Annotated in this window: 26 protein-coding genes; 19 read left to right on the top strand and 7 right to left on the bottom strand. The window is 68.1% G+C overall.

Going from position 1 to position 24,178, the window contains the following annotated elements:
• Window position 1: 1 nt before the first annotated feature.
• Window positions 2-142, bottom strand: coding sequence for a hypothetical protein (locus ACSVDM_RS10835; RefSeq protein WP_167352399.1), 141 nt, complete (start codon window positions 140-142; stop codon window positions 2-4).
• A gap of 85 nt (window positions 143-227) precedes the next feature.
• Here ACSVDM_RS10835 and ACSVDM_RS10830 point away from each other — a divergent pair, with 85 nt between their 5' ends.
• Genes ACSVDM_RS10830 through ACSVDM_RS10800 form a run of 7 tightly spaced genes read left to right on the top strand, consistent with a single transcriptional unit; the run spans window position 228 to window position 9,317 of the window.
• A complete protein-coding gene (locus ACSVDM_RS10830; RefSeq protein WP_439264372.1) occupies window positions 228-1,943 on the top strand; it encodes an acyclic terpene utilization AtuA family protein in 1,716 nt (571 codons plus the stop codon).
• On the top strand, window positions 1,940-3,091 hold the full coding sequence (locus ACSVDM_RS10825; protein ID WP_439264370.1) for an acyl-CoA dehydrogenase family protein: 1,152 nt from the start codon (window positions 1,940-1,942) through the stop codon (window positions 3,089-3,091). Before ACSVDM_RS10830 ends, ACSVDM_RS10825 begins: the two co-directional genes overlap by 4 nt.
• Window positions 3,088-4,686: an acyl-CoA carboxylase subunit beta gene (locus ACSVDM_RS10820; RefSeq protein ID WP_225278339.1), complete on the top strand. Its 1,599-nt coding sequence runs from the start codon at window positions 3,088-3,090 to the stop codon at window positions 4,684-4,686. Before ACSVDM_RS10825 ends, ACSVDM_RS10820 begins: the two co-directional genes overlap by 4 nt.
• Window positions 4,687-4,697: 11 nt before the next feature.
• A complete protein-coding gene (locus ACSVDM_RS10815) occupies window positions 4,698-6,698 on the top strand; it encodes an acetyl/propionyl/methylcrotonyl-CoA carboxylase subunit alpha (RefSeq protein ID WP_439264368.1) in 2,001 nt (666 codons plus the stop codon).
• Window positions 6,695-7,855, top strand: a complete 1,161-nt coding sequence (locus tag ACSVDM_RS10810; RefSeq protein WP_067642048.1) for an acyl-CoA dehydrogenase family protein — start codon at window positions 6,695-6,697, stop codon at window positions 7,853-7,855. The genes ACSVDM_RS10815 and ACSVDM_RS10810 overlap by 4 nt, the downstream gene beginning before the upstream one ends.
• Window positions 7,856-7,915: 60 nt before the next feature.
• Window positions 7,916-8,698, top strand: a complete 783-nt coding sequence (locus tag ACSVDM_RS10805; protein ID WP_439264365.1) for an enoyl-CoA hydratase family protein — start codon at window positions 7,916-7,918, stop codon at window positions 8,696-8,698.
• Between the two features lie 4 nt (window positions 8,699-8,702).
• Entirely contained in the window at window positions 8,703-9,317 is a 615-nt protein-coding gene (locus ACSVDM_RS10800; protein ID WP_439264363.1) for a TetR/AcrR family transcriptional regulator, read from the top strand.
• Between the two features lie 109 nt (window positions 9,318-9,426).
• Here the strand turns inward: ACSVDM_RS10800 and ACSVDM_RS10795 are convergent, their stop codons facing one another.
• A complete protein-coding gene (locus tag ACSVDM_RS10795; protein ID WP_439264361.1) occupies window positions 9,427-10,062 on the bottom strand; it encodes a class I SAM-dependent methyltransferase in 636 nt (211 codons plus the stop codon).
• A gap of 141 nt (window positions 10,063-10,203) precedes the next feature.
• Between ACSVDM_RS10795 and ACSVDM_RS10790 the strand changes: the two genes are divergently transcribed.
• Window positions 10,204-10,929, top strand: coding sequence for a TetR/AcrR family transcriptional regulator (locus tag ACSVDM_RS10790; protein ID WP_084457387.1), 726 nt, complete (start codon window positions 10,204-10,206; stop codon window positions 10,927-10,929).
• Window positions 10,930-11,039: 110 nt separating this feature from the next.
• On the opposite strand, the gene thiD is transcribed toward ACSVDM_RS10790, so the two are convergent.
• Complete coding sequence (gene thiD / locus ACSVDM_RS10785) at window positions 11,040-11,888, bottom strand: bifunctional hydroxymethylpyrimidine kinase/phosphomethylpyrimidine kinase (protein WP_439264359.1); 849 nt, start codon at window positions 11,886-11,888, stop codon at window positions 11,040-11,042.
• 77 nt (window positions 11,889-11,965) lie between these two features.
• On the opposite strand from thiD, the gene ACSVDM_RS10780 reads away from it, so the two are divergent.
• Entirely contained in the window at window positions 11,966-13,114 is a 1,149-nt protein-coding gene (locus ACSVDM_RS10780; RefSeq protein WP_439264357.1) for a GTP-binding protein, read from the top strand.
• Between the two features lie 100 nt (window positions 13,115-13,214).
• On the opposite strand, the gene ACSVDM_RS10775 is transcribed toward ACSVDM_RS10780, so the two are convergent.
• The gene (locus tag ACSVDM_RS10775; RefSeq protein ID WP_439264355.1) at window positions 13,215-14,348 is read right to left on the bottom strand and encodes an epoxide hydrolase family protein; all 1,134 of its coding nucleotides are present in this window, start codon (window positions 14,346-14,348) and stop codon (window positions 13,215-13,217) included.
• An 89-nt stretch (window positions 14,349-14,437) separates the two neighbouring features.
• On the opposite strand from ACSVDM_RS10775, the gene ACSVDM_RS10770 reads away from it, so the two are divergent.
• The 10 genes from ACSVDM_RS10770 to ACSVDM_RS10725 all read left to right on the top strand — a co-directional run bounded on the left by ACSVDM_RS10770 (window position 14,438) and on the right by ACSVDM_RS10725 (window position 21,950).
• Complete coding sequence (locus ACSVDM_RS10770) at window positions 14,438-15,085, top strand: TetR/AcrR family transcriptional regulator (protein WP_439264353.1); 648 nt, start codon at window positions 14,438-14,440, stop codon at window positions 15,083-15,085.
• Between the two features lie 57 nt (window positions 15,086-15,142).
• The gene (locus tag ACSVDM_RS10765) at window positions 15,143-15,553 is read left to right on the top strand and encodes a VOC family protein (protein WP_439264351.1); all 411 of its coding nucleotides are present in this window, start codon (window positions 15,143-15,145) and stop codon (window positions 15,551-15,553) included.
• A gap of 57 nt (window positions 15,554-15,610) precedes the next feature.
• Entirely contained in the window at window positions 15,611-16,408 is a 798-nt protein-coding gene (locus tag ACSVDM_RS10760; protein WP_439264349.1) for an ABC transporter permease, read from the top strand.
• A gap of 109 nt (window positions 16,409-16,517) precedes the next feature.
• Complete coding sequence (locus ACSVDM_RS10755; protein WP_439264347.1) at window positions 16,518-17,255, top strand: ABC transporter ATP-binding protein; 738 nt, start codon at window positions 16,518-16,520, stop codon at window positions 17,253-17,255.
• Between the two features lie 31 nt (window positions 17,256-17,286).
• Window positions 17,287-18,282, top strand: coding sequence for an ABC transporter substrate-binding protein (locus ACSVDM_RS10750; protein WP_439264345.1), 996 nt, complete (start codon window positions 17,287-17,289; stop codon window positions 18,280-18,282).
• Window positions 18,283-18,438: 156 nt separating this feature from the next.
• Complete coding sequence (locus ACSVDM_RS10745) at window positions 18,439-19,956, top strand: MFS transporter (protein ID WP_439264344.1); 1,518 nt, start codon at window positions 18,439-18,441, stop codon at window positions 19,954-19,956.
• A 71-nt stretch (window positions 19,957-20,027) separates the two neighbouring features.
• Window positions 20,028-20,459, top strand: coding sequence for an SRPBCC domain-containing protein (locus tag ACSVDM_RS10740; protein ID WP_439264342.1), 432 nt, complete (start codon window positions 20,028-20,030; stop codon window positions 20,457-20,459).
• Entirely contained in the window at window positions 20,449-20,778 is a 330-nt protein-coding gene (locus ACSVDM_RS10735) for an ArsR/SmtB family transcription factor (RefSeq protein WP_067484519.1), read from the top strand. The genes ACSVDM_RS10740 and ACSVDM_RS10735 overlap by 11 nt, the downstream gene beginning before the upstream one ends.
• A 19-nt stretch (window positions 20,779-20,797) precedes the next feature.
• A complete protein-coding gene (locus tag ACSVDM_RS10730; protein ID WP_439264339.1) occupies window positions 20,798-21,304 on the top strand; it encodes an SRPBCC family protein in 507 nt (168 codons plus the stop codon).
• A 28-nt stretch (window positions 21,305-21,332) separates the two neighbouring features.
• Window positions 21,333-21,950: a maleylpyruvate isomerase family mycothiol-dependent enzyme gene (locus ACSVDM_RS10725; RefSeq protein WP_439264337.1), complete on the top strand. Its 618-nt coding sequence runs from the start codon at window positions 21,333-21,335 to the stop codon at window positions 21,948-21,950.
• Window positions 21,951-22,067: 117 nt separating this feature from the next.
• Here the strand turns inward: ACSVDM_RS10725 and ACSVDM_RS10720 are convergent, their stop codons facing one another.
• From ACSVDM_RS10720 to ACSVDM_RS10710, 3 genes are all read right to left on the bottom strand, one after another.
• Window positions 22,068-22,862: a thioesterase family protein gene (locus tag ACSVDM_RS10720; protein WP_225278357.1), complete on the bottom strand. Its 795-nt coding sequence runs from the start codon at window positions 22,860-22,862 to the stop codon at window positions 22,068-22,070.
• Window positions 22,863-22,904: 42 nt separating this feature from the next.
• Window positions 22,905-23,117, bottom strand: coding sequence for a hypothetical protein (locus ACSVDM_RS10715; protein ID WP_357150333.1), 213 nt, complete (start codon window positions 23,115-23,117; stop codon window positions 22,905-22,907).
• A gap of 169 nt (window positions 23,118-23,286) precedes the next feature.
• Window positions 23,287-24,144: an MmyB family transcriptional regulator gene (locus ACSVDM_RS10710; RefSeq protein WP_067484531.1), complete on the bottom strand. Its 858-nt coding sequence runs from the start codon at window positions 24,142-24,144 to the stop codon at window positions 23,287-23,289.
• Between the last annotated feature and the right edge of the window lie 34 nt (window positions 24,145-24,178).

Genomic DNA, 24,178 nt, shown 5'->3' with positions numbered 1-24,178 from the left:
TTCAAAGCCAGAGGAACGCGCCGGTGGCGGCGAGGGCGGCCGCGGCGATCAGGGCGATGGACATCGCGCGATTGTTCTTCCAGGTGGTGTAGGCGCCGCCGAGCAGGAAACCGGCGAGGGCGAAGAGCAGGACCGCAGACATGCTCACCATCTTGCCTGGTGAATTGCTCGCAGTTAACAAGCACGCATGCTTGCTTTTTTACGGGACCGATGTGATCCTGGGTGCCATGAGTGCACTCTCCGCTGACCCGGACCTCATCAGGATCGGTAATTGCTCCGGTTTCTACGGCGACCGGCTCAGCGCTATGCGCGAAATGCTCGAGGGCGGCGATCTCGACGTGCTCACCGGCGACTATCTCGCCGAACTCACCATGCTGATCCTCGGCCGCGACCGGATGAAGGATCCGAGCCTCGGCTACGCCAAGACCTTCGTCAAGCAGATCGAGGAGTGTCTCGGTCTGGCGCTGGAGCGCAACGTCCAGATCGTCACCAACGCGGGCGGGCTGAATCCGGCCGGGCTGGCCGAGCGGCTGCGTAAGGTCGCCGCCGACCTCGGTCTCGATGCCAAGATCGCGCACGTCGAAGGTGACGACCTCGTCGCTCGGGCGGGCGAACTCGGCCTCGGTCAGCCGCTCACGGCCAACGCCTACCTCGGTGCCTGGGGCATCGTGGCGTGCCTGAACTCCGGCGCCGACATCGTCGTCACCGGCCGGGTCACCGACGCCTCGGTGATCGTCGGCCCGGCGGCGGCCCATTTCGGCTGGGGCCGATCCGAGTACGACGCGCTCGCGGGTGCCGTGGTGGCGGGCCATGTGATCGAGTGCAGCACGCAGGCCACCGGCGGCAACTTCGCCTTCTTCACCGAACTCGGTGATCTCGGCCGTCCGGGCTTCCCGATCGCCGAGATCCGCCGTGACGGGTCGAGTGTCATCACCAAGCACGCGGGCACGGGTGGCGCGGTCACCGTCGACACGGTCGAAGCGCAGCTCATGTACGAGATCCAGAGCGCGCGCTACGCCGGACCCGATGTGACCACCCGCCTGGACAGCATCGCCCTGAGCCAGGAGGGCCCGGACCGCGTTCTCATCAGCGGTGTCACCGGTGAGGCGCCGCCGCCGCAGCTCAAGGTCTCGCTCAACACTCTCGGCGGCTTCCGCAACGAGATGGCCTTCATCCTCACCGGCCTGGAGATCGAGGCGAAAGCCGAACTGGCGCAACGACAACTCGAATCGTGGCTACCGGTGAAGCCCGCAGAGATCAGCTGGACCCTTGCCCGGCTGGATCGTCCCGACGCCGACACCGAGGAGCAGGCCAGCGCCATCCTGCGGTGCGTGGTGCGCGACCCCGATCCGAACAAGGTCGGTCGCGGGTTCTCCAATGTCGCTGTGGAATTGGCGCTCGCCAGTTACCCGGGTTGCACCTTCACCGCGCTGCCCGGCAACGGTTCGCCCTACGGTGTGTTCACCCCCGGCTACGTCGACGCGCACGAAGTACCCCACGTAGCGGTCCTCGCCGACGGCACCCGTGTCGACATCGCGCCCGCGACGGAAACCCGTGCGCTCGAGCCACTTCCGGAACCCGCGCTGCCCGAACCGTTGCCGCCCACCGAGACCCGCCGTGTCCCACTCGGCAGCATCGCGCTGGCCCGCAGCGGCGACAAGGGCGGTGACGCCAATATCGGCGTCTGGGTGCGCACCGACGAGCAGTGGCGCTGGCTCGTGCACACCCTCACCGTGGAGAAACTGCGCGAATTGCTGCCCGAGACAGCGGAACTCGACGTCACCCGCCACGTACTGCCCAACCTGCGGGCGATCAACTTCATCATCACCGGCCTGCTCGGCAAGGGCGTCGCCTACCAGGCGCGTTTCGACCCGCAGGCCAAGGGGCTCGGCGAATGGCTGCGCTCTCGCCACATCGACATGCCGACGGAGCTGCTCGCATGACATCTGTATGGGACACGCCGGAACGAAAAGAGCTGCGCGCCACCGTGCGCGGGTTCGTCGAGCGGGAGATCCTGCCCGACCTCGACACCTGGGAGCGCGAGGGCGCCCTGCCGCGTGAGCTGCACAAGAAGGCGGGCGAACTCGGCCTGCTCGGCATCGAGTACCCCGAATTCGCCGGTGGCGAGGGCGGTTCGCCCATCGACGGTGTCATCGTGGGTGAGGAGTTCCACTACGCGGGTGCCTCCGGCGGCACCTGGGCTTCACTGTTCACGTGCGGAATCTCGTTGCCGCACATCATCGCCTCGGGCAACCAGGAGCAGATCGACCGCTGGGTGAAGCCGACCCTGGCCGGTGACCTGATCGGCTCCCTCGCCATCACCGAACCCGGCGGCGGCTCCGATGTCGGCCACCTCACCACCTCGGCGGTGCGTGACGGCGACGACTACATCATCAACGGCGCCAAGACCTTCATCACCTCGGCCTGCCGCGCCGACTTCATCGTCACCGCCGTGCGCACGGGTGGGCCGGGCGCCGCCGGTGTTTCGCTGATCATCGTGCCCACCGACACACCGGGCTTCGAGGTCACCCGCAAGCTGGAGAAGATGGGCTGGCTGGCCTCCGACACCGGTGAGCTGTCGTTCACCGATGTGCGGGTGCCCGCGACCAACCTGGTCGGCGAGGAGAACTCCGGTTTCGCGCAGATTGCCAGCGCGTTCGTGAGCGAGCGGGTCGGCCTGGCCGTGCAGGCGTACTCGATGGCCCAGCGCGCCCTCGACCTCACCCTCGAGTGGTGCCGTAACCGGGAGACCTTCGGCCGCCCGCTGATCAGCCGCCAGTCGGTGCAGATGACGCTCACCGAGATGGCCCGCCGCGTCGACATCGCCCGCGTGTACACCCGCTCGCTGGTGGAGCGGGTGGAGAACGGCGAGCAGGGCCTCATCGCGGAGGTCTGCTTCGCCAAGAACACCGCCGTCGAGACCGTCGAATGGGTCGCCAACCAGGCCGTTCAGCTGCACGGCGGCATGGGCTACATGCGCGAGTCCGAGGTGGAGCGCATCTACCGTGACATCCGCATCATCGGCATCGGTGGCGGTACCAACGAGATCCTGACCATGCTGGCGTCGAAAGTATTGGGGTACCAGTCGTGACGACCTTCCGTTCCACCCTCGACACCGCGTCGCCGGAGTACACCGCCGCCGCGGAGGCGATGGCGACCAAGCTCACCGAGGTCGAGGCCGAGTTCGCCAAGGCCATCGCCGGTGGCGGCCCCGAGAAGGTGGCCCGTCATCACAAGCGCGGCAAGCTCACCGCGCGCGAGCGCATCGAACTGCTGCTCGACGAGGACTCGCCCTTCCTGGAGCTGTGCCCGCTGGCGGCCTGGGGTAGCGACTTCCACGTCGGCGCGTCGACGATCGCCGGTATCGGCATCGTGGAGGGCGTCGAGTGCATGATCGTCGCGCCCGATCCGACGGTGCGCGGTGGCACGTCCAACCCGTGGACGCTGCGCAAGACGTTGCGCATCAACGACATCGTCAAGGAGAACCGACTGCCGGTGATCTCGCTGGTCGAGTCCGGCGGCGCCGACCTGCCCACGCAGAAGGAAGTCTTCATCCCGGGCGGCGCGATGTTCCGCGACCTCACCCAGGCCTCGGCGGCCGGAATCCCCACCATCTCCCTGGTTTTCGGCAACTCGACCGCGGGCGGCGCCTACATCCCCGGCATGTCCGACTACGTGGTGATGGTCAAGGAGGGCGCGAAGGTCTTCCTGGCGGGACCGCCGCTGGTGAAGATGGCCACCGGTGAGGACTCCGACGACGAGACCCTCGGCGGCGCCGAGATGCACGCCCGCACTTCGGGTCTGGCCGATTACATGGCCGCCGACGAGCAGGACGCCATCCGCATCGGCCGTGGCATCGTGCGCAGGCTGAACTGGAAGAAGCAGGGCCCCGAGCCGCGGGCCGAGGTGATTTCGCCGCTCTACGATCCCGAGGAACTGCTCGGCATCGTGCCCTCGGACCTGAAGATCCCGTTCGACCCGCGCGAGGTGATCGCCCGCGTCGTCGACGGCTCCGACTTCGACGAGTTCAAGCCGCTCTACGGTTCCAGCCTGGTCACCGGCTGGGCCGAGATCAACGGCTTCCCGATCGGCATCCTGGCCAACGCGCGCGGTGTGCTGTTCTCCGAGGAGTCGCAGAAGGCCACCCAGTTCATCCAGCTGGCGAACAAGAAGAACACGCCACTGCTGTTCCTGCACAACACCACCGGCTACATGGTGGGCAAGGACTACGAGCACGGCGGCATCATCAAGCACGGCGCGATGATGATCAACGCGGTGGCCAACTCGAAGGTCCCGCACATCTCGCTGCTGATCGGCGCGTCCTACGGCGCCGGGCACTACGGCATGTGTGGTCGCGCGTTCAACCCGCGCTTCCTGTTCGCCTGGCCGAGCGCGAAGTCGGCCGTGATGGGCGGCGCGCAGCTGGGCGGCGTGCTCACCATCGTGCAGCGCGGTGCGGCCGAGGCCAAGGGCCTGCCGTTCGACGAGGAGGCCGCCGCCGGTATCGCCGCCATGGTCGAGGCGCAGATCGAGGCCGAGGCGATGCCGATGTTCCTGTCGGGCAGGCTCTTCGACGACGGCATCATCGACCCCCGTGACACCCGCACCGTGCTGGGGATGGCTCTGTCGGCCATCCACACGGCACCGATCAAGGGCGCCGAGGGCTTCGGCGTCTTCCGAATGTGAGGCGCGACAACATGGCCATTACGAATGTTCTTGTCGCCAATCGTGGTGAGATCGCGCGCCGCGTGTTCGCCACCTGCCGTCGGATGGGTATCGCCACCACCGCGGTGTACTCCGACGCGGATGCCGCGGCGCCGCACGTGTCCGAGGCCGACGCCGCCGTCCGGCTGCCCGGCAACACCCCGGCCGAGACCTACCTGCGCGGTGAGCTGATCATCGAGGCGGCACTGTCGGCAGGCGCCGACGCGATCCATCCCGGCTACGGATTCCTTTCCGAGAACGCCGAATTCGCGCGTTCGGTGCTCGACGCCGGGCTCGTGTGGATCGGTCCGCCGGTCGCGGCCATCGAGCAGATGGGCTCGAAGGTCGAGTCGAAGAAGATGATGGACGCCGCCGGTGTCCCCGTCCTCGCCGAGCTCGATCCCGCCGAGGTCACCGAGGCGCACCTGCCGGTGCTCATCAAGGCCTCCGCCGGTGGTGGTGGTCGCGGTATGCGCGTGGTGCGTGAGCTGGGCGATCTGCGAGACCAGATCGCCGCGGCCCAGCGCGAGGCCGAATCCGCGTTCGGCGATCCGACGGTGTTCTGCGAGCGCTACCTCGAGACCGGCCGTCACATCGAAGTCCAGGTCATGTCCGATACTTTCGGCAAGACCTGGGCCGTCGGTGAGCGTGAGTGCTCGATCCAGCGTCGTCATCAAAAGGTTGTCGAAGAGGCTCCCTCGCCGCTGGTCGAGAAGATCGACGGCATGCGTGATCGCCTGTTCGAGGCGGCACGGCTGGCCGCCGAGGCGATCGGCTACGAGGGTGCGGGCACCGTCGAGTTCCTCGCCGACGAGAAGGGTGACTTCTTCTTCCTGGAGATGAACACCCGTCTGCAGGTGGAACATCCGGTCACCGAGCAGACCACCGGCCTGGACCTGGTCCGCCTGCAGCTGCAGGTGGCCTCCGGTCTCCCGCTGCCCGCGAACCAGCCCGCCCAGCGCGGCCACTCGATCGAGGTCCGGCTCTACGCCGAGGATCCCGCCCACGACTGGCAGCCGCAGAGCGGTCCCGTGCACAAGATCGAGATCCCCTTCACCGCAGGCGAATTCACCGTGCTCGAGCAGCCCGGTGTCCGCCTCGACACCGGTGTCGTCGACGGCTCGGTCGTCGGCGTGCACTACGACCCGATGCTGGCCAAGGTCATCTCCTACGCCGAAACCCGCGCCGAGGCAGCACATCTGCTCGCCACCGCGCTCCAGCGCGCCAAGCTGCACGGCCTGGTCACCAACCGCGACCTGCTCGTGCGCGTACTGCGGCACCCCGCGTTCCTCGCCGGTGACACCGACACCGGCTTCTTCGCCACCCACGACCTGGCCGCGCTGTCCGCGCCGCTGGCGTCGGAGGCCGACGAGGCACTCTCCATCGTCGCCGCCGCCCTCGCGGATTCGGCCGCCAACCACGCCGCCAACCGCTTCGGCAGGCTTGCGCCGAGCGGCTGGCGCAACCTGGCGTCGGAGCCGCAGCGCAAGTCCTACGAGAGCCGAACCAGCGGCACACACGAGGTGCGCTACCGATTCGACCGGTCCGGTGCCGTGACGGTCGAGGGCCACGACGGTCTGGAACTGATCTCGGCGACGCCGAACCGGGTCGTGCTCGCCGTGCCGGGTGACCGTGGGCCGGTGCGCCGCCAGTTCGAGATCGCCCGCTACGACGACCTGGTGGCGGTCGACTCGCCGCTCGGCCCGGTGGCGGTGCGCAGGCTGCCGCGCTTCACCGACCCGTCCGAGCAGGTCGCCGCGGGTTCGCTGCTCGCGCCCATGCCGGGCAGCGTGATCCGCCTCGGCGCCGCCGAGGGCGATCACGTCGAGCAGGGCCGGCCGATCCTGTGGCTGGAAGCCATGAAGATGGAGCACACCATCGTCGCGCCGGCCACCGGCGTGCTCAGTGCGTTGAACGTGACCGTCGGCCAGCAGGTCGAGGTCGGAACCGTCCTCGCCGTCGTCGAGGAAGAAGAGCAGGAGCAGACAGCATGAGCTTCCACGAAACCGAAGAGCAGAAGGCGCTGCGCGCGGCGGTCGCCTCGCTGGCGACCAAGTACAACTACCGCGACTACGTGCTGCCGCTCTCGCGCAAGAACGAGCCGCTCAGCGAACTGTGGGACGAAGCGGGCAAGCTCGGCTTCCTCGGCGTGAACCTGCCCGAGGAGTACGGCGGCGGTGGCGCGGGCATGTACGAGCTGGCACTGGTGCAGGAGGAGCTCTCGGCGCAGGGCGCGGGCCTGCTGCTGATGGTGGTGTCCCCGGCCATCTGCGGCACCATCATCACCAAGTACGGCACCGACGCGCAGAAGCAGACCTGGCTGCCCAAGCTGGCCGACGGCTCGTCGAAGATGGTCTTCGCGATCACCGAACCCGACGCCGGGTCCAACTCGCACCAGATCACCACCACCGCCCGCCGCGACGGTGACGACTGGATCCTCAACGGCCGCAAGATCTTCATCTCCGGTGTCGATCAGGCCGAGGCCATCCTGGTGGTCTCGCGCACCGAGGACCACAAGACCGGCAAGCTCAAGCCCGCGCTGTTCATCGTCCCCGTCGACGCGCCCGGCCTGGTGAAGAACGTCCAGGAGATGGACGTCATCGAGCCGGACAACCAGTTCACGCTGTTCTTCGACGACGTGCGCCTGCCCGCCGACGCCCTCGTCGGCTCCGAGGACGCGGCGCTGGCGCAGCTGTTCGCCGGGCTGAACCCCGAGCGCATCATGGGCTCGGCCATGGCCATCGGCCTCGGCCGCTACGCCATCGACCGCGCGGTGGAATACGCCAAGGAGCGCACCGTCTGGAAGACGCCGATCGGTGCGCACCAGGGCATTTCGCATCCGCTGGCCCAGATCAAGATCGAGCTGGAGCTGGCCAAGCTGATGATGCAGAAGGCCGCGACGCTCTACGACGCGGGTGACGAGTTCGGGGCTGCCGAGGCGGCCAACATGGCCAAGTACGCCGCCGCCGAGGCCAGCATCAAGGCGCTGGATCAGGCGATCCAGACTCACGGTGGTTCGGGTCTGACCAAGGAGGTCGGGCTGTCGGCGATGCTGCAGGCGGCTCGGATCATGCGGATCGCGCCGGTCAGCCGCGAGATGATCCTCAACTTCGTGGCCCAGCACTCGCTCGGGCTGCCGCGGTCCTACTGAGTTACCGGCGGTCGCCCCAGCTGGGGCGACCGCCTTCACTTCGGATGAACAGGAGTCCCGATGAGTGACGTGACGGAAGCACCGTTCGTCCGCTACGAAGTGGTCGATGGGTTCGCCACGCTGACCTTCGATTCTCCGCACAACCGGAATGCTTTGTCCTCGAAGCTGGTTCGTGAGCTGCTCGAGGGGTTCGACAGGGCTGCGGGGGATGCGGCTGTGCGCGGGATCGTGCTCACCCATACGGGAGACACGTTCTGTGCGGGGGCCGATCTGAAGGAGGCCAGCACCGTCGATCCGGCGGTGGCCGCCGACCAGCGGACGCGGGTGATGATCGATGTGCTGCGTGGGATTCTCACCTCGCCCAAGCCGGTGATCGCGCAGATCGACGGGAATGTGCGGGCCGGCGGTATGGGCATCATCGGTGCCTGCGATCTCGTCGTCGCGGGGCCGGGCAGTAGTTTCGCGCTCACCGAGGTGCGGATCGGGATGGCGCCGTTCATGATTTCGCTCACGCTGGTTCCGCGCATGGACCAGCGGTCGGCCAGTCGCTACTTCCTCACGGGGGAGAAGTTCGACGCGGCGACGGCGCGGGAGATCGGATTGGTCACCATCGCGGCCGACGACCCGTCGGCCGAGGTGAAACGCCTGTGTGGGCAGCTGCGCAAGGGGTCGCCGCAGGGATTGGCGGAGTCGAAGAAGCTCGTCAACGCGACGTTGCTCGCCGACTTCGACGCCCGGGTGGAGGAGCTCGCGCAGCGCTCGGCGGGGTTCTTCGGCACCCCGGAGGTGATCGAGGGTATGACGGCCTTCTTCCAGAAGCGCCCGCCGAGCTGGGCACAATAAGCCCATGGCGACACCCCACGAACCCAAGCAGGACCGCAGCCGGGTCACCCGGCAGCGGCTGCTCGAGGCGACCATCGACTGCCTGGCCGAGATGGGCTGGGCCGCCGCGACGGTGTCGGTGGTCGCCGAGCGGGCGGGAGTGTCACGGGGCGCCGCGCAGCACCACTTCCCGACCAGGGAAGACCTGATCACGGCCGCACTCGAGTACATGTTCGAGTTCCGGATGGACCAGGCCAAGACCGAAGCCGAAACGGTGCGCGAGGTCGCGCAGGGCATCGGCCGTACCCGCGCCGTGGTGTCGGCGCTCATCGAGTCCTATACGACACCGTTCTTCAAGGCCGCGCTGCAGGTGTGGACGCACGCGGCCGCCGACCCGGCCCTGCGCGAACGCATCGTCCCGCTCGAGGCCCGCTTCGGCCGCATCGCGCACCGCCGCGCCGTGGAAGCGCTCGGCGTCGACGACTCCGACCCGGTCACCCACCACCTCGTGCAGGCCACCCTCGACCTGGCCCGCGGTCTCGGCCTCGCCGACGTCCTCACCGACGACTCGGCGCGCCGCAAACTCATCGTCGACCAGTGGGCGGCCACCCTGCACGACGCCCTCAACCTGGCCCACTGAACCCCCTTCTGGGCAGTCGCCTCGGTGGTCGACCGCTGCTGGGTGGCACCCACGCGGCACCCTCGACTCCGTTAGCGGGCGACTCCGCTAGCTAGGCGAGGCGGCGCAGCTAGGCGAGGCGGCGCACGCGGACGACGCTGTCGGACCTTTCGCCCGCGACACCATCGGGGCTGGTCGACGGCGTGGTGACGAAATCGGCCGTCTCCACCTGCCACTGGCCGGGAGCGAGGTCGAGCTGCTCGATCACCTCGTCGATGGTGGGGAAGTGGACGGCGTGCGGCGGATTGTCGGCGGCCCAGGTCGGCCAGCCCGCGTGCCCGCCGACGATCAGCGAACCACCGGGCGCCACGGCCTCGGCCGCCCGCCGCAGAATGCGGGCGCGTTCGTCGGGACGTTCCACCGGCGAATGCAGGAACTGGGCCGAGACCAGATCGAAGGTGCCCTCAGGGAAGGTCTCCATCAGGTCGTGGCGCTGCCACTCGATGCCGACGCCCGCATCGGCCGCGTGCTGCGCGCCCCGTGCCATGGCGGTGGCCGACACGTCGACCGCGGTGACCTGCCAGCCGCGGGTGGCCAGCCAGATGGCGTCGCCGCCTTCACCGCAGCCGAGGTCGAGGGCCGTGCCGGGCGTCAGGTCGGCGGCTTCGCGGACGAGGGTGGCGTTGGCGTTGCCGGTCCAGATCTGGTCGCGCTCCCGGTAGAAGTCTTCCCAGAACTGTTCGGCGGTCGGGGTGGTCTCGGTCATCGAAGCTCCTGATGGTGCGGGTCTGATCGGATGTTCTCGATGGTGCACACCGATGCCGTCTACTGGCAATCTTCCTTGCCGGTACGGCAAAAATTCAGGGGTGGCAGCGTGTCGCGCCGCGTGGCCAGCGATACTGCCAGTGTGACGCGCGTGCATCGGAAGGCCGACGAGGTCCCAGCCCGGCGTGTGGACGCGCGCACCGAGCGCTGGCGGGCCCACCGCGTCCAGGTGCGGATCGAATTCGTCGAAGCGGCCTTCCGTGCCCTCGACGCGCACGGCCCGGACGTGAGCATGGGCGACATCGCCAAGGAGGCGGGCGCCGCCAAGCCCAAGCTGTACCGGCACTTCGAGGACAAGACCGATCTCTACAACGCGATCGTCGACCGGGTGCGCGAAATGCTCTGGGAGCGGCTGCTCGGCGGGATCGACCTCACCCACGACTCGGCCGCCGAACTGGTGCGTCGCGCCGCCGCCGAATATGTGGCGGTGGTGTCGGAGCACCCGAATGTCTTCCGGTTCATCCTGCACAGTCATTTCAGCCAGCAGGCCCGCGAAACCGAACGGGCCCTGGCCGCCGCCCGCCAATCGGCCAGGCGCGCCGCCGAATTCATCGCCGGGTTGCTGCCGGACGAGTCGGTCGACGTGGCGGGCATCGAATTGGTGAGCTATTCGATTTTCGGGGCGGTCGCCTCGGCGACGGACTGGTGGCTCGGCGCCAACCAGCGCGAGGTGTCGGCGATGCCCGTGGAGCGGTTCATCGACTATCTGGCCGAGAGCATCTCGGCCCTTGCCCAAGCTCACGCCCGGTTCAACGGCGTCCGGATCGATCCGGCCGAACCGCTGCGCGACGCATTCGTGACTGACTGAACTCGCGCCCGGCACGAACTTCGTTGTTCTCGCCGACTACGTCGTTGGAGCCGGTGGGGGTGCGATGACCTCAGTATGGACCCGCCCACCGACAAGTTTCGATTGCCACGCTAGCGATCTGTGCGGAGTCTCCATAACGGCGACACAGGGCCGTGACCAGCGCCGAGGTTGTATGACGCGGCCAGGCACCGATAGGTCCAATCCTTGGCGAAGGCCACCGCTTCGGGCACCGAGTACCCGTGGGCGAGCGCGCTCGCGATGGCCGCGGCCAAGGTGTCGCCGCCGCCGTGATCGTTGCCGGTGGCGATGCGTGGAGCGCTGAATTCCTGGAAGGTGTCGCCGTCGAAGAGCAGGTCCGTGCTGGTCTCCGACGTGCGCAGGTGCCCGCCCTTGACGATGGCCCACTGCGCGCCGAGGCCGTGCAGGGCTTCGGCGGCCTTGCGGGCGGTCGGGTCGTCGACCACCTCGATGCCGGTGATCAGGCGCACCTCGTCGAGATTCGGCGTGACGACGGTGGCGAGCGGGATGAGTGTGGTGCGTACGGCGTCGAGCGCCGAGGCGTGCAGCAGCGGGTCGCCGTGCATCGATGCCGCGACCGGGTCGACGACCAGCGGCACCGTCCCCTGGCGCCCGATCCCGACCTCCCGGCACACCGCCGCCACCGATTCGATGATGGCGGTGGACGCGAGCATCCCCGTCTTGGCCGCGCCGATCCCGATATCGCGCACGACCACTCGGACCTGATCGGCCACGATCTGCGGCGGGATCTCGTGAAAACCGCTGACGCCCACCGTGTTCTGCACCGTCACCGCCGCGACGGCGACACAGGCGTGCACCCCGCACATGGCCATGGTCCGCGAATCGGCCTGGATGCCCGCGCCGCCACCGGAGTCGGTGCCCGCGATGGTGAGCGCGCGAACAGGAGTTTGGCCATCGGGGGCGAGCGGCAACATCTTCACGCCCCAACCCTACGACCGCCTGTCCGATTTCCTGGACCCAACCGGTTACAGCAATTGAAAACCATTATCATTAAGTCGTGACCACTACCGATTCGCCCGCCCGCCTGCCCGTCACCGTCCTGTCCGGCTTTCTCGGCGCGGGCAAGACCACCCTCCTCAATCACATCCTCGCCAACCGCGAAGGCCGTCGGGTCGCGGTGATCGTCAACGACATGAGCGAGGTGAACATCGACGCCGCGCTCGTCGCGGGTCAGGGTCACCTCGATCGCACCGAGGAGAAACTCGTCGAACTCACCAACGGCTGCATCTGCTGCACGCTGCGCGAGGACCTGATCGAAGCCGTCGCGCGACTCGCCCGCGAGGGCCGCTTCGACCAGTTGGTGATCGAGTCGACCGGCATCTCCGAGCCGATGCCGGTGGCCGCCACCTTCGACTGGGAATTCGAGGACGGATTCCGCCTCGGCGATGTGGCCCGCCTCGACACCATGGTCACCGTCGTCGACGCCTCGACCTTCCTCGCCGAACTGGTACGCGGCCAAGCCCTGGCCGAGCGTGAACTCGAAGCGGGCGAGGGTGATTCGCGGACCATCGCCGACCTGCTCGTGGATCAGGTGGAGTTCGCCGATGTACTGCTGGTGAACAAGACCGACCTGGTCGGTGCGAATGCCGCCGCGACGGTCGAGGCCACCGTGCGCAGGCTCAATCCGCGCGCCCACATCCTGCGCACCGAGAAGGGTGTCGTCGACCTGGGCGAGGTGCTGTCCACGGGTCGCTACAACCCGGTGGTCGCCGCCGAAACAGACGGCTGGGCAGAGGAATTGGCAGGCGGGCACACACCCGAGACCGAGGAATACGGCATCAGCAGTCTCACCTTCACCGCCGACCGCCCCTTCCATCCGCGACGCCTGGCCGACGCGCTGACCACCCTGCGCGGCATGCTCCGCAGCAAAGGTTTCTGCTGGATCGCCAGCCGCCCCGAGCTGGCCGCGATCTGGTCGCAGGCCGGACCGAACCTCACCTTCGAACCGGGCGCGTGGTGGTCGGCGCTCGAAGTGCCCGCCGGACAGGAGATCGTGTTCATCGGCGTGCGGCTCGACGCGGCGGCGGTGCGGCGCGAACTGACCGCCGCCCTGCTCACCGACGCGGAGTTCGCCGCGGGCGCGGCCGTGTGGGCGACCTACGACGACCCGTTCCCCGCCTGGGGCGACCTGCACGAACACCACTGATCGTCGACTTCGTTACGCACATGTCGGTGCGCTGGTGCATGATTCGAATGGGCTTCGGCCCACGCACCGATGAGGGGAGCGTGGGCCGGGGCACCGGGACTCAGGACAGGCCGGCGAAGAACTGCCGGATATCGCCCACCAGCACCTCCGGTGCCTCGTGCGCGGCGTAGTGCCCGGCCGCATCGTTGGCCCCGCCCGCGCCGGTGCGCACGTCGTAGGAATTCCAGCTGACGATATTGCCGTGGTCGCGTTCGGCGAAGCGCCGGATGGACTGGAAATCGCCGGCGAACATGGCCAACCCGGTCGGCACGGTGGTCGGTGTGCTCGGGTGCTCGGCGGCGTGCGCGTCCTCGTAGTAGAACCGCAGCGACGAACCCGAGGTGCCGGTGAGCCAGTACAGCGCCACATTCGCGATCACGAACCGCGCGTCGATCGATTCACCGAACAGCTGCGCGTTCCAGCCGAGCAGGCCGATCGGTGAATCGGCCAGCGCGTAGGCCAGGGTCTGTGGCTGCTGGCTGTGCAGGGTGTTGAACGCCATCTTGTTCTCGTGGAACCACTGCAGGTGTTGCAGCGCGGCCATATCCGCCTCCGACATGCCCTCGAACTCGGCCGGGTCGCCGGACGGGAAGGAGAACAGCTGGGTGACGTGCACGCCGATCACCTGCTCCGGCGCGATCCGCCCGATCTCAGGGGAGACCATCGAACCGCCGTCGTTGCCGATGGCGCCGTAACGCTCGTAACCCAGGCGCGTCATCAGCTCGGCCCACGCGCGGGCGGTGCGGTAGCGATTCCAGCCGGTGCTGCGGGTGGGCCCGGAGAACCCGAACCCCGGCAGCGACGGGATGACCAGGTGGAACGCCGGATCCTCGGCGGATTCGGGCTCGGTGAGCGGTGCGATCACATCCACGTATTCCAGGATCGAGCCCGGCCAGCCGTGGGTGAGGATCACCGGCGTCGCATCGGCGCGCGAGGAACGGATGTGCAGGAAGTGGATGTTCTCGCCGTCGATCTCGGCGGTGAACTGCGGGTAGGCGTTGAGCTCGGCTTCCACTGCGCGCCAGTCGAATTCCTCGAGCCAGTACTTCGCCAGGGCGCGGACCCGATCGCTGGGAACGCCGTAGGCATCGCCCACGCCGGGCAGCTCGTCCGGGTAGAGCGCGTTGCGCAGCCGGGCGGCGAGATCGTCGAGCCGGGCCTGGGGGACATCGATGCGGAAGGGCGTGACGGTCATGTCGAATCCTCTTCTTGAAACGGAATGCTTCGTTCTGTTCCAACCGTAACAGAACGGATCATTCCGTTTCAAGTGGTAGGCTGATATTCATGTCGAAGCAGAACGAAACCCCAGCTCAGCCCCGCTTGCCCGGTCGCAAGGCGCAGGCCGCGCGCAATGACGGACTGATCCTCGAGGCCGCACGGGCGGTGTTCCTCGACGATCCGACCGCGCCGATCGCCGCGGTCGCCGAACGCGCGGGCGTCGGCATCAGCGCCCTCTACCGCCGCTATCCGAGCAAGGAGGTGCTGCTACGCACGCTGTGTCACGAGGGGTTACGGCGCTACAACGCGGAAGCCGATGCCGCACTGGAGGATTCCGACGGCTGGCGCGGATTCGTAGGTTTCCTCGAGCGGGTGGTCGACGCCGACGTGCACTCGCTCACGGTGCGGCTGGCCGGCACCTTCACCCCCGACGGCGCGATGCTGCCCGACGTGCTGCATTCCGGCGAGGTCACCGAGGAACTGGTCCGACGCGCCCACGCCACCGGTCGGTTGCGTACCGACGTGAGTGCCCTGGACATCGGCCTGATCCTCGAGGCGTGCGCCGCGATCACCATGCCCGACCAGGCGCGCACCGCCGAACTGCGCCGCCGTGTCCTCGCCCTGATGATCGACGGCCTGCGTACCGAGGGCGACCTGCCCGGTCCACCACCCGCACCGGGGGAATTCGCTTGGCGTTGGGAGCGGAAAGCCTGAGGTGGTGGCACACTGAGCGGCGTTGCGAGTCGGCAGACCAACCGTGGAAGGTGCGTCGTGAACTGGACTCTGGAAGTAGTGGTCGTTCCCGTGTCGGATATCGACCGGGCCAAGGATTTCTACGCGAACAAGCTCGGATTCCACGTCGACCACGACACGGTGATCTCCGACGAGGTGCGCATCGTCCAGCTCACCCCGCCCGGCTCCGGCTGCTCGATCGTGATCGGCAAGGGTGCGGTTCCACAGATGCCGCCGGGTTCGTTGAAGGGCTTGCAGCTGGTGGTGCCCGATATCGAGCAGGCGCGCGCCGAACTGGTGGCCCGCGGCGTCGAGGTGACCGATGTACAGGTGCTCGGTGTGAACCCCTCGCCCACACCGCATCCACTCGACAATGTCGGCTTCGTGTTCTTCAGCGATCCCGACGGCAACGGGTGGGGTGTGCAGCAGATTTCCAGCCGCGCGGGGTAATCCTCGAGCTGATCGCAACCCTGTCGTGGCGTGACAGGGGCGGGGCACCATGCATCCATGTCGATCGCAACGCGCACCGCACCCGTGGACCGGCCGCTGTATCGCCGACCCGGCCTGCTGCGCGCGGTCTCGCCGCTGGCACTGCTGTTGCTGTGGCAGATCGGTAGTACCAGCGGCTGGATCCCGGCCAAGAAGCTGCCCGCCCCCTCGGCGGTGTTCGAGGCGGGTCTCGAGATCTATCGGTCCGGTCAGCTAGGTGACGCGTTGCTGGTGTCGGGTCAGCGCGCGCTCTACGGTTTCGCGCTCGGCGCGGCGCTCGCGCTGGCGTTCGGTGTGCTGGCCGGGCTCAGCAGGATCGGTGAGTACGCACTCGACCCGCCGCTGCAGATGATCCGCACCATCCCGCTGTTCGGCCTGATCCCGCTGTTCATCATCTGGTTCGGTATCGGCGAGGAACCGAAGGTCTATCTGATCGCGCTCGGTGTGTTCTTCCCGCTCTACCTCAACACCTACTCCGGCATCCGCCAGCTCGACCCGAAGCTGCTCGAGCTCGGGACCGCCCTTCGTCTCGGCCTCGGTGAGCGGTTGCGGCTGCTTGTGCTGCCGGGTGCGCTGCCGCAGATCCTGGTCGGTGCGCGCCAAAGTCTCGGCATCGCTTGGCTTTCGCTCATCGTCGCCGAACAGATCAATGCGAGCGCGGGGCTCGGCTTCGTCGTCAACAACGCCCGCGAATTCCTGCGCACCGACATCGTGGTGTTCGGGTTGGTGGTCTACAGCCTGCTCGGTCTGCTCACCGACTGGCTGGTGCGACTGGCCGAGCGCCGTGCGCTGCGGTGGCGGCCGGGGGTGCGGTGATGGGCGAGTCCATCTCGTCGCGACCGGCGTCACCATCGGCTACAGCTGCCTCGGAGCGCCACGCACGCCGACCGACCATCGTCCGCCGTTCGATTGCGAGGCCCACCCGATGACTACCACTACCGCCACCGCCCCGCGCACGGCCGCCGCCGCGCGAATCACCGGCCTAGGCAAGAGTTTCGGTGACCGAACCGTCCTCGACGGCATCGACCTCGAGATCGGCGCGGGTGAGATCGTCGCCCTCGTCGGACGCAGTGGCTCAGGGAAATCCACCCTGCTGCGGATTCTGGGCGGGCTCGATTCGGCGAGTGCCGGTGAGGTTCTCGTCGAGGGCAGACCGACGATCGTCTTCCAGGAACCCCGGCTGATCCCGTGGCAGCCGGTGGTACGCAATGTCGCGCTCGGCCGCCCCGCACCGCGCAACCGCCGAGCCGACGAACAGGCCGCGCGCGACGCACTCGCCGAGGTCGGTCTGGCCGCCCGCGCCGACGCCTGGCCACTCACCCTTTCCGGCGGCGAGGCCCAACGTGCCGCGCTGGCACGGGCTTTGGTGGCCGAACCGACCCTGCTCCTGCTCGACGAGCCGTTCGGTGCCCTCGACGCCCTGACCCGGCTCACCATGCACGACCTGCTGCTCGGCCTGCACGCCGAGCGCGCCTTCGGCGTGCTGCTGGTAACCCACGACGTGCTCGAGGCGATCACCCTCGCCGACCGCGTGCTCGTCCTCGACGACGGCCGCATCGCCGCCGACGTCCCCATCGACCTCCCACGACCGCGCACCGCCGCGGCACCGGAGGTCGCCGAGTACGCGACGCGGCTGCTCGCGCTGCTCGGCGTCACCCACTGACCCACCCATCCATCGCACGAAAGTTGTTCCCGTGAAACGCACTCCGAAGTCCCGTCTGGCCGGACTCGCCCTCGCCGTCGTCGCCGCGCTCTCGTTGAGCGCCTGCGGTGACGACGCGGCGACCGAGGCGGCACCTTCGGGGCCGGTCGACCTGAGCACAGTGACGCTGAAAGTCGGCGACCAGAAGGCGATCTCGATCGAAGTGCTGCTGAAGGCGTCGGGTCAGCTGGAAAATCTGCCCTACAAGATCGAGTTCTCCACCTTCACCGCAGGCCTGCCGCTGGTCGAGGCGGCCAGCGCGGGCGGCATCGATATCGCCCAGACCGGCAACACCCCGGTCATCTTCGGTGCGGCCGCCGATGCCGATATCAAGATCGTCGGCGCGCTCTCGGCCACCGGCAAGGGCGATGCGATCCTGGTCGGCAAGGATTCGCCGATCGCTTCGGTCGCGGCGCTGAAGGGCAAGAAGGTCGCCGTCTACAAGGGCAGTTCGGCCAACGCCAACCTGCTGCTGCAACTGAAGAATGCGGGCTTGTCGCTGAGCGATGTCGAACCGGTCTACCTCTCGCCCGGTGACGGCTACACGGCCCTCACCAGGGGAGATGTCGACGCCTGGGCCACCTGGGACCCCTACACCGCCATCGCGGAGAAGGAGATCGGCGCCAAGTCCATCGCCACCGCCGACCAGGCCGCCAACGGCTACAACTTCTGGGCCGCGGGCAACAAGACCCTCGCCGACCCGGGCAAGTCGGCCGCGCTCGCCGACTTCTTCCAGCGCTACGCCGCCGCGACCAAGTGGTCCTCGGACAACCTCGACACCTGGTCGGCGAAGTACGCCGAACTCACCCAGATCAGCGTCGACGCCTCCCGCACCACCTGGACCCGCTCGATCAAGGAACCGATCCAGCTCACCGACCAGGTGATCGCCTCCGAACAGGAGATCGCCGACGCCTTCACCGACGCCAAGGCCATCCCCGGCAAGGTCGACTTCGGCTCCTACGTCGACACCAGGTTCGACAAGTCCTGAGACAGCCCCCTGACGGCGCCTTCGATCCACCGGGTCGCAGGCGCCGTTTTCGCATTCACCTGGTGTGGCGCTGCCCCGGGGAACCGGTACCGAGCGGTTACGTTGACGTGGGCGGTCGAGCGCCACGGAAACCGATCACGACCAGGATGGTGACAGGTGGACGAGCAGACGAAGACCTACGGGTCGGTGCGCTGGGTGATGCTCGGGGTGCTGTGCGCCAGCCTGTTGCTGGTGGCGATGGATGCCACGATCCTCAATGTGGCGTTGCCGTCGTTGATCGACGATCTGCACGTCGGGCCGCTCGAGCAGTTGTGGATCATCGATATCTACGGCCTCGTGCTCGGCGGGTTGCTCATCACCACCGGTGCGCTGGGGGACCGGTGGGGGCGGAAGTTGTTGTTCATCAGCGGGTTTCTGCTGTTCGGTGTCGCTTCGGTGATCGCGGCCACCGCGGGCAGCGCCGCGCAGCTGATCGTCGGGCGGGTGCTGCTCGGGATCGGTGGCGCGATGGTGATGCCCTCGACGTTGTCGCTGATCCGCAACATCTTCACCGACGTGCGCGAGCGCAACACGGCCATCGGGATCTGGGCGGCCGTCGCCGGAGTGGGTGCGACGGTCGGTCCGATCGTCGGCGGTTTCCTGGTCGAGCATTTCGGTTGGTCGTCGGCGTTCTGGCTGAACGTTCCGGTGGTGCTGGTGACGGTGGTCGTCGGGTTGTGGGTGCTGCCGGAATACCGGACCCCGCAGGCGGGTCGGCTCGATTGGTTCTCGGCGGTGTTGTCCGTGGCGGGCATCGTCTGCCTGGCGTGGGGCATCAAGCATCTGGCCAAAGGCGAGGCGACACTGGTGGATTGGGCGATGCTGCTGATCGGTGTCGGCGCGCTGGCCTGGTTCGCCCGTCGCCAGCTGCTGTCGGCCGATCCGCTGCTGGACGTGCGCCTGTTCCGCAACGGCGCGTTCACCGCGGCCGCCGTCGCGACCCTGCTCGCCATGATGGCCATCGGCGCCGCCATGTTCCTGATCTCGCTGTGGTTGCAGTACGTGCACGGCTACAGCCCCTCGCAGGCGGGCATCCGGATGCTGCCCGCCGCCCTCACCCTGCTCACGGCGTCGCTGCTCACGCCGATGCTGATGGAGAAATTCGGGGTTCGCGTGGTGCTCGGCATCGGCCTGGGCGCGGTCGCGCTCGGCTTCCTGCTGCTCGCGGTGAGCCCGGAACCGACGTCGTATCCGGTGGTGGCGCTGGTACTGGTCTCCTTCGGGCTCGGTGACGGGATGGCCGTCACCGCGGCCGCCGCCGTGCTCGTCGGTGCCGTTCCCGCCGACCGGGCGGGTCAGGCGGGTGCGGTCGAGGAGACCAACTACGAGGTCGGTGTCGGTTTCGGGGTGGCGCTGCTCGGCAGCCTGCACGCCAGGCTCTTCACCGAGCACATGACCGATCTGCCCGTTCCGCCCGACCGCGTGGAACAGGCGAGCGGTTCGGTGGGCGGTGCGGCCGAAGTCGCCTCGGACCTGCCGGAACCCGCGCGCACCGAGCTGCTCGGTGCCGCCACCCACGCCTTCGATTCCGCCCTCACCACCACCTCGTATCTGTCGGCCGCCGTCGTCGCCGTGGTGACGGTCGGTGCCGTCTGGCTGGTGCCGAAGGGCTTTCGCGTGAGCGGTGGACACTGATCCTTGACGCAACCGATTGGTTGCCATACTGTGAGTAGCAACCAATCGGTTGCGACACAGGAGGAAGCGCCATGGGATTTCCCGATCAGATCGTGCGAACCGTAGAACTCGCCCACCCGCCCGCCAAGGTATGGGCGGCGATCACCACCGCCGAGGGGCTCGCGAGCTGGTTCGGCAATACCGCCGAGATCGACCTGCGCCCGGGCGGCGACATGCGGATGACCTGGAACGAAGGCTTCGCCGCCGACATGCGCGTGGAGCGGGTCGAGGAGCCGACCGTCTTCGGCTACACCTGGCCCATCAACGGCTTGCCCGACGACGACCCGCGCCGCACCTACGTCGAATTCCGGCTCGAACCGGCCGGTGCGGGCACCCGGCTCACCGTGGTCGAATCCGGCTTCGCGCAGCTGCCGGAGGCCGCGCACAAGGAGGCCTTCGAGGGCAATATCGGTGGCTGGAAGAGCGAGCTGGGTGAGCTCGTCGAGTACCTCGATGCGGCCTGAGACCGAGGCAACCGCCGAACGGGTCTTCGTCGCGCTGGCTGATCCGAGCCGCCGCGCGGTCCTCGCCGCGCTGGCCGCCGACGGTCCGGCCACCGCGACCGACCTCGCCGATCGCCTGCCCATCACCCGGCAGGCGATCGCCAAACACCTTGCCCTGCTTGCGGACGCGGGCTTGGTGATCGCGGAACCCGGTGAACGGCGTCGCGTGCGCTACCGCCTCGATTCCGCCCCCATGCGGGTGGCCCAGCAGTTCCTGGCCGCCCTGTCCCGTGACTGGGACGGTCCACTCGACGCGCTCCGCCGCCACCTCGACGGCTGAGCCGAGCATAGGAAAAGCCATGAGCGACTTCACCGCGACGATCACCGTGAACAAGACCCCGGCGGAAGCCTTCGCCGCCATCAACGACGTGTGGTCGTGGTGGTCGGAGACCGTCGAGGGCACCTCCGGAACGGTCGGCGACAGCTACCGTTTCGAGGTCCCCGGCATCCACCGCTGCACCATGACCACCACCGAGTCGATTCCCGGCAGGCGCCTGGTCTGGCACGTCACCGACTCCCATCTCGCCTTCATCTCCGACACCGCCGAATGGGAGAACACCGACGTCGTCTTCGACATCACCGAAACCCCTACCGGCACCGAAATCCGTTTCACCCACGTGGGTTTGGCGCAAGAGGTCGAATGCTACGAGGTGTGCGCCAACGCCTGGGGCGCCTACATCACCACCAGCCTCCACGGCCTGCTCACGACCGGAAAGGGTGACCCGTTCCGTCGCACGAGCACCGGCGAATCGGAACTGATCAAGCACGGCAACGCCGAACTGGTAAACCTCGACGCCCTGCGCTGACCACCGTGTGGCCGGTACGTTCGATGCTGTGCACGAGCATCCGGCAGAAACGTTTGTGAGCGCGGCGGCGAGCTTCGCCGCCCTGGTCAGGAAGATCCCCGCCGACAGCTGGGCGGGGCCGGGATTGGGTGAGTGGGATCTGCGATCGCTGGTCGGTCACACCTCCCGCTCGCTCACCACCGTCACCGCCTATCTCGACCAGCCCGCCGAGGTCGAGGACGTGGCGAGCCCGCAGGAGTACTACGCCATGGCGAAAGCCTATGCGGCGCGGGCGGGTAGCGAGGCGATCGTGCGGCGCGGACGCGACGCGGCGACCGAACTCGGCGACGACCCCGCCGCGGCGATCGACGCCCTGGCCGCCGCCGCGACCGCCGCTGTCACCGGCGCCGAAGACCGGTTGATCACCGTCATCGGTGGGCTCGGCATGCGGCTCTACACCTACCTGCCCACCCGCACGTTCGAACTGGCCGTGCACAGTCTCGACATCGCCGCCGCGACCGGCCTGCCCTGCGAGCTACCCGAGGATGTGCTCACCGAGGCCACGGTGCTTGCCGCATGCACTGCGGTCCACCTCGGCGACGGAGTATCGGTGCTGTCGGCGTTGACGGGGAGATCCACACTGCCCCAGGGTTTTTCGGTGGTCTGACGAATGTGCTGCGGTGCGCACCCGGCGGGCTAGGTGGGTCGGCACCGGGATTACGCGCCGCGCCGCCCGGTTATCCGCACCGAAGTGTCACCGCGTGGGTGTCGCTGAGAAGGTGCCCTATCCGCGCGGTGCGATCAACAGGGTCTGGGTACTGCGCCCGATCGGCCCCGTCTCGTCGAACAACGCCGATTCCGCGAGGCCGATGCCGTGCGGTTGCGGGTGGGTCACCGCGTCCAGGCAGACCCACTCGCCGACCGGCTGACGGTGCAGCGTGACAGTGAGGTCGGTGTTGATGAACAGGTATTTCGACCAGTCGAGCACCGCGCTCACCCCATTGCCCGAATCGGCGGCGGCCAGCGCACGTTCGAGCGGGCTCGGTGTTGTGCCCGCGACAATCGGGTACTTCAGTTTGATCCAGCACACCGCGGGACCCGGGGCGGCGAAAGACCCTGTACTGAAACGGTATTCGATTCCGGTGTGGAACCCGACCCGCTGATTCGACGGGAACGTCCCCGGCTGCGCCTCGTCCGGCAGCGGCCTCGTGCCGCTCGGCAGAAACTCCGGCGGCAGATCCAGCGGCGGCTCCGACAGCTTCAACCGCCACGCCACCGCCCGCATCACCGGCCCCCGCTCCGCCGACAACGTCGCCTCGATCAGCTCCACACTGCGCCCCGACCGCACCACCTCGGCCCGCACCGTCAACGGCGCCAACGGGACCGGCCCAAGGATCTCCACCGCCACCCGCCCGACCTGAAACCCGTCACGCGGTTCGCACCGCTCGATGACATGGCCGAGCAGCGCCGACGGCGGCCCCGCGTGCTGCGCATCCGGCGACCAGGGGCCGCGGGTGAGCTCGGTCGACTCGAAGCGATTCGGGTCCGTCGGGTCGGGGAGATAGAACGCATCGGCCATATCGCCGACGCTACCGCAGGCCGTAGCGGGGATGGTGCGCCGTTAGGCGGAGCCGCTGGTCACCAGGGTGAGCAGGTCGAGCAGCGGGCGAATGGGGCAGGGGTTGATATCGGTCGACGTGCAACCGATGGAGGACGACCCGGAATCGGCGATCGACAGCGGCGAGGCCGCCTGAGCGGTACCGAGCGGTGCGACGAGAGACAGGGCGGCGGCCGCGAGGGCCCCGGCGAAGACACGTTTCGTGCGAACAGACATGCCAGAACCCTAGTGATCGAGCGAACCCCAGCTTGGGGACAAAATGCGCAGTGCTTATGAATCGGTCCAGGGCGCGCTGGCTGGGCCCCCGCGTGCTCGAGCACCCGCCGCTCGGCCCCCTGCGTAACGTCGCCCCGTCCGCCGCCCCTGACCTCGGGCCCTGCACCGGTCACCGGAGGTCGGTGAATTCCTGTGTGCCGACCACGGTGAGCAGGTCCAGCTTGTTCGCGCTGTCGGTGCCGACGGCTGGGGTGAACCAGAGCAGCCGTTGCCGGCCGTCTTCGCTGAACAGATTGAGGCAGTTGACTTCGATCAGGCCGAGCGCCGGGTGATTGATACGTTTGCGGTCGTTTCGACGGAATGCCACCTCGTGAGCCGTCCATATCGCCGCGAACTCGGCCGAGCAGCTCAGCAGCTCGGAGATGAGCGAAGCCGCCTCGGAATCCGCGGCGGAGCGACGGCCCGCGGCGGCCCGCAGATCGGCGACGAACGCGCGGGACTGGGTCTCGTGGTCGCTGTCGGGATAGAGCCGCCGGGATACGGGATCGGTGAACCATCGGTACACAAAGCTCGCCCCCATGCCCTGTCGGCCGGTTTGATCACCGAGCAGCGCGACGGCCAGAGCATTCTGCACCAGCGTGACGTGCAGGTCGGTGATCACCTGGGCGGGCGTCGCGACCAGCCGGGTGAGCAGGTCGACCATTCCCGGATGGACGTGCGAACTCGCGGTGCCGGCGCGCGGCACCGGACGGTCGGCGAGGTGATAGATGTGGTCACGTTCGTCTGCGGTCAGCCGCAACGCGCGCGCCAGCGCCGCCAGCATCTGTTCCGACGGCTGCGACCCGGCCCCGCGCTCGAGCTCGTTGTAGTAGTCCACCGAAGCTCCGGCGAGTTGGGCCACCTCGTCGCGACGGAGTCCGCGCACGCGCCGTCGTGGCCCGGACACGAATCCGACCTCTTCGGGCCGGATGCGCTCGCGCCGTGACCGCAGGAACGCGCCCAGCTCGGCATACTTCGCGACGCTCATGACATCCAGTCTGCGGTATGCCGGGCCCGCGACA

Source organism: Nocardia sp. JW2, from assembly GCF_051843015.1.
Classification (GTDB): Bacteria; Actinomycetota; Actinomycetes; order Mycobacteriales; family Mycobacteriaceae; genus Nocardia; species Nocardia coubleae.
Note: the sequence above shows the minus strand (reverse complement) of the source record. Positions and strands in the feature narration are given on the sequence as shown.

Bases quoted from the DNA above. Each gene is read 5' to 3' on its own strand.
- ACSVDM_RS10835 (WP_167352399.1), bottom strand. From the start codon at position 142: ATGTCTGCGGTCCTGCTCTTCGCCCTCGCCGGTTTCCTGCTCGGCGGC.
- ACSVDM_RS10830 (WP_439264372.1), top strand. From the start codon at position 228: ATGAGTGCACTCTCCGCTGACCCGGACCTCATCAGGATCGGTAATTGC.
- ACSVDM_RS10825 (WP_439264370.1), top strand. From the start codon at position 1,940: ATGACATCTGTATGGGACACGCCGGAACGAAAAGAGCTGCGCGCCACC.
- ACSVDM_RS10815 (WP_439264368.1), top strand. From the start codon at position 4,698: ATGGCCATTACGAATGTTCTTGTCGCCAATCGTGGTGAGATCGCGCGC.
- ACSVDM_RS10810 (WP_067642048.1), top strand. From the start codon at position 6,695: ATGAGCTTCCACGAAACCGAAGAGCAGAAGGCGCTGCGCGCGGCGGTC.
- ACSVDM_RS10805 (WP_439264365.1), top strand. From the start codon at position 7,916: ATGAGTGACGTGACGGAAGCACCGTTCGTCCGCTACGAAGTGGTCGAT.
- ACSVDM_RS10800 (WP_439264363.1), top strand. From the start codon at position 8,703: ATGGCGACACCCCACGAACCCAAGCAGGACCGCAGCCGGGTCACCCGG.
- ACSVDM_RS10795 (WP_439264361.1), bottom strand. From the start codon at position 10,062: ATGACCGAGACCACCCCGACCGCCGAACAGTTCTGGGAAGACTTCTAC.
- ACSVDM_RS10775 (WP_439264355.1), bottom strand. From the start codon at position 14,348: ATGACCGTCACGCCCTTCCGCATCGATGTCCCCCAGGCCCGGCTCGAC.
- ACSVDM_RS10770 (WP_439264353.1), top strand. From the start codon at position 14,438: ATGTCGAAGCAGAACGAAACCCCAGCTCAGCCCCGCTTGCCCGGTCGC.
- ACSVDM_RS10760 (WP_439264349.1), top strand. From the start codon at position 15,611: ATGTCGATCGCAACGCGCACCGCACCCGTGGACCGGCCGCTGTATCGC.
- ACSVDM_RS10755 (WP_439264347.1), top strand. From the start codon at position 16,518: ATGACTACCACTACCGCCACCGCCCCGCGCACGGCCGCCGCCGCGCGA.
- ACSVDM_RS10740 (WP_439264342.1), top strand. From the start codon at position 20,028: ATGGGATTTCCCGATCAGATCGTGCGAACCGTAGAACTCGCCCACCCG.
- ACSVDM_RS10735 (WP_067484519.1), top strand. From the start codon at position 20,449: ATGCGGCCTGAGACCGAGGCAACCGCCGAACGGGTCTTCGTCGCGCTG.
- ACSVDM_RS10730 (WP_439264339.1), top strand. From the start codon at position 20,798: ATGAGCGACTTCACCGCGACGATCACCGTGAACAAGACCCCGGCGGAA.
- ACSVDM_RS10720 (WP_225278357.1), bottom strand. From the start codon at position 22,862: ATGGCCGATGCGTTCTATCTCCCCGACCCGACGGACCCGAATCGCTTC.
- ACSVDM_RS10715 (WP_357150333.1), bottom strand. From the start codon at position 23,117: ATGTCTGTTCGCACGAAACGTGTCTTCGCCGGGGCCCTCGCGGCCGCC.
- ACSVDM_RS10710 (WP_067484531.1), bottom strand. From the start codon at position 24,144: ATGAGCGTCGCGAAGTATGCCGAGCTGGGCGCGTTCCTGCGGTCACGG.